General features: G+C 36.0%; 3 protein-coding genes. All 3 read right to left on the bottom strand.

Annotated features, from left to right (window positions below):
• Nucleotides 1-2274, bottom strand: a 2274-nt coding sequence (locus HRT72_03330; GenBank protein NQY66740.1) for a TonB-dependent receptor, incomplete at its 3' end; no start/stop codon positions are given.
• Nucleotides 2275-2361: 87 nt separating this feature from the next.
• Nucleotides 2362-3480 (bottom strand): efflux RND transporter periplasmic adaptor subunit, encoded by a 1119-nt coding sequence (locus HRT72_03325; GenBank protein NQY66739.1) that lies wholly within the window; start codon nucleotides 3478-3480, stop codon nucleotides 2362-2364.
• Between the two features lie 6 nt (nucleotides 3481-3486).
• Nucleotides 3487-4113, bottom strand: a 627-nt coding sequence (locus HRT72_03320; GenBank protein NQY66738.1) for an ABC transporter permease, incomplete at its 5' end; no start/stop codon positions are given.

Here is a 4113-nt window from a genome sequence, read left to right as displayed (position 1 = left end):
TGAAAACACCCATTCTCCTTTGTTTTTTTTCTTCACTTCGATAAGGCTAGATTCCCCTTCAATTCTATCTTCTTTTTTAAGCTTTTTCATTCTAGTAGATTTTCCTGTTAATGTTGCGGATAAATCAAGTCTGTGATATGCTGGTAATCTCTGTGCATTTCTTTTCGAATAAATCGGCACTATTGTATTGTTGTAAACAAATCTTCCGGTAGGCATCGTTACAGCAGATCCTGTTCCAAATACCCAATTAGTGGCAAATTTCCATCTGTTTTCAGTGTCGTATGAAAGAACGATCGCTATGTCATGCCTTTTATCATATTTAGTAGGATAGGGGTTTCCATCATTTATTCCTTTAATCTGTTTTTCTGTCTTGGCTAATGTGTAACTAATCCACCCATTGAATTTTCCTTTTTGTTTTCTTAATAATAATTCGAACCCGTAAGAGTGGCTTTTGCCAAATCGCATTTCACCTTCTAAGAATTTATTAAGGAAAATGTAGGCATGATCCTTAAAATCGATGGAGTTCTGCATTTCCTTGAAGTAAACCTCAGCAGATGTTTCGAACATATTGTTTCTGAAATTTCTGAAATAACCTAGGGCAATTTGATCAGCTATTTGCGGCTTTACGTTCTTGCTTGATGGGAACCAAATATCTAAAGGAGAAGAAGCTGTTGAGTTTGATGCTAGGTGAACATACTGTCTTGTCCTATTATAACTTGTTTTTATAGAGCTTTCATCTGTTAAGCCGAACTTGATTCCTAAACGGGGCTCTAGGCCAAGAAATCCTCCGTAAGTATTGTATATTTTCCCCTTTTTGTACAGCGATGTGTCACTCACATTGTATTGAGAATCGTACCGATACATTTCAACATTCTTAACCCCTATATTGCTAAATAAAGAATATCGTAACCCGTACAGGGCTGTAATGCGTGTACCAAATCGTTGTTCATTACTTATATACGCTGCAGGTTCAATTGCCCTCACATTTCCTGGGTCAAAATCAAACTGTATTTCTTGCGATGAAGTGTCTGTTGTTGTAGAATATATCTTGCCTAAATTGAAATAATGATCCGTGACTTGCAGACCAAACTTGATCGTATTCTTAGAATCTAGGTAATAATTATAATCGATTTTTATTCCGTAGTCTTGAATATTAGAATCCCAATTGAAATCTACTACGCCTTCAGATACACCTAAGTGATAATTAAATTTGCTATAAATTAAGGATACGTTCGAAAATAATTTGCTTCCATATACGTGGTTCCACCTCAGCGTCCCTGTTGTATTACCCCACTCTAAACCAAAAACTCCTCCAAAGCCAAATACATCTTTGCCAAAATAACCCGACATGAAAATTCTATTATTACTGTCTAAGCTATAATTTGCTTTAACATTGAGGTCGCCAAAATAAAGAATGCTCTTTCTTAAACTTGTGTCAGGTGCTAAAGGAAGAAATACATCCGCGTAACTTCTTCTTCCCGATACGATGAAAGAACCTTTGTTTTTCACAATAGGACCTTCTACAGTTAAACGACTTGATATAGTACCAATACCTCCAGATGCACCGAATTTTCGATTGTTTCCATCTTTCATTCGAATGTCTAGTACAGAAGAAAGTTTGCCTCCATATTGTGCTGGTATTCCTCCTTTGTATAATTGAACATCTTTAATTGCATCTGGATTAAACACTGAGAAGAATCCAAATAAATGGGATGCATTATATACAGGTGCTTCATCGAGTAAAATTAGATTTTGATCAACACCACCACCTCTTACATAGAAACCAGAAGTTCCTTCACCTACTGTTTGCACACCGGGTAAAAGCTGTATTGATTTAATCACATCCACTTCCCCAAAAAGTGCAGGAAGACTTTTGATCGTTTCTATGTTTAGGTCTATCTTGCTCATTTCAGCACTCTTCACATTCGCGTCATTTGCTTTAGCGCTAATTTTAACCTCTTGAAGAGCTGCGCTGGATACATCTAAGTCTAGATCTAATCGGATATTCTTGTTGAGTTCAATTTCTTTAATAACTGTTTGGAACCCAACAAAGGAGAATCTCACTTTATAAGTTCCTTCTGGAACAGTTAAAGAATAAAACCCATAAAGATTTGCCATGGTGCCCTGACTTAATTCATCAATATAAACTGTAGAACCCAGCAGTTTTTCTCCGGAAGAATTATCTGAAATATGACCGCTAATAGTGTAATTGTTTTGGGCGGAACTACTTAGCGATATTATCATCGCTATGAGAAATGCAAAAAGATGTTTCACTTGATTTGTTATGCGTTCTTGTTGTGATTATCAGAGTTCTACAAATTGTAGACGTGCGTAGTGCAAAGATATTTTAAATTATAAAACTTAGTGATGTCTTCCTTTTTTCCCTTTAAAAGTACCAATCTGTGCAGGCAGTTTTATATTATCGGATTCCTCTAATCCCGAGATAATTTCAATGTTAATACCATCGGATAAACCAGTTTCAATTTTTCTTTCTTCGAAAACCTGTTCATCAATTTCAATTTCAGCATACGTTAGATCATCTTTAAAAATCAAAGCACTTTCATCAAGGGTAAGAATGTCTTCTCTTTTTTCTAAAACAATGTTTGCATTAGCACTATAACCAGCTCGAATAAAAACTGAATCTTTTAATGTTACAGAAGCTCTTATTTCAAACTGTATGGCGCCATCAACTTCTAAACCCTTTGGTGAAATGTATTCGAGATTGGCATTAAATTCATGATCAGCAATGGCACCAATCACTAGTATTATATCCATTCCTTTACTGATTTTCCCAACTTCCGATTCATCCACGTTGCCTTTAAATATCATTTCTCCCATATTGGCAACGGATGCGATTGTAGTACCCTCGTTAAACGTATTGCTCTCAATAACAGAATAACCTTCTTTAATAGGAACGTCTAGGACCATTCCGGAAACGGTGGATTTTATAAGTGTATTGGTAGCCGTTCCGGAATTTTTAACGGCACCTTCTTTAACAAGTGCAAGATTGTTTTCTGCAGATTCAAGTTCTTCAACATTATTTTTGTAGGCAACCTCATATTCTTGGTATTCAGCTTCGGCTACAACTTTCTCTTCAAATAGCTTTTTAAATCGTTCGTGCTTGTTTTGCGAATCTTCTAAATTAATTTTGGCTCTTTTTAGTCTGGATTCAGCACTATTTAGACTTATCATATTTGGGATGATTTTAATCTTAGCGATTAGGTCACCTCGTTGAATAGTTGAGCCAGCTTCCACATATATAGTCTCTACTATACCTGATACTTGTGATTTTATATCAATTTCTTTTCGTGGCAGAACGGAGCCAGTAGCTACAGACTTTTTATAGATGTTTGTTCTGTGTAGTTGAATTGTTTCATAAACAATCGGGTCTTTTTGCTCTTTTTGATACAGGTAGTAAATTATCCCTCCAAATCCTCCGATTAGGATTATTACTACTGCTATGGCTCCAAAGTTTTTCATGTCGAATTATTCGTCTCTTAATGCATCTACTGGTTTTATACTTACTGCTCTATACGCTGGAATTAAGCCAGCCAAAATGCCAGCAATAATTAGTAATCCCAAAGATACAATTGCTGTTTGATATTGGATCTCTGGACTTACAAACATAAAAGAATTCGTATCAGAATATTCTGTTAAAAAGTAAGATGCCGTTTCTAGCATGGTAACGCCTATAAAAAGGCCAGTCAGTCCTGCGATGAGTGTGAGTAATATTGATTCTGAAATTATTTGACTAATTATAGAATTGGGAGTGGCACCAATGGCTCTTCGGATGCCTATTTCTTTTGTTCTTTCTTTTACAACAATTAGCATTATGTTACTAATGCCAATTATTCCTGCCAATAAGGTGCCTGATCCAACAATTGTAATAATAAATTTTATCGCGTCGATTATGCCCATCATTTTTGCCATCGACTCTTCGGCATTAAAATGACCAAACGCTTTTTCGTCATCCGGAGAGATACCGTGCCTCTCTGCTAATCTTAACATAATGTTGTTTTCCATAGCCGATAGAGGGAAACTTGGTTGGGCGGTAATAGCGTACCAGCTTATTTTATTGCCGAAATTAAATGCTCGTTGGAAAGTTGTTTGAGG

This window comes from Flavobacteriales bacterium, assembly GCA_013214975.1.
In the GTDB taxonomy this organism is placed as follows: domain Bacteria; phylum Bacteroidota; class Bacteroidia; order DT-38; family DT-38; genus DT-38.
The sequence above is the reverse complement of the archived record's forward strand: the minus strand, read 5'-3'. Positions and strand labels throughout refer to the sequence as shown.

Coding starts and splice junctions, on each gene's coding strand:
- HRT72_03325 (NQY66739.1), bottom strand. CDS start 3,480: ATGAAAAACTTTGGAGCCATAGCAGTAGTAATAATCCTAATCGGAGGA.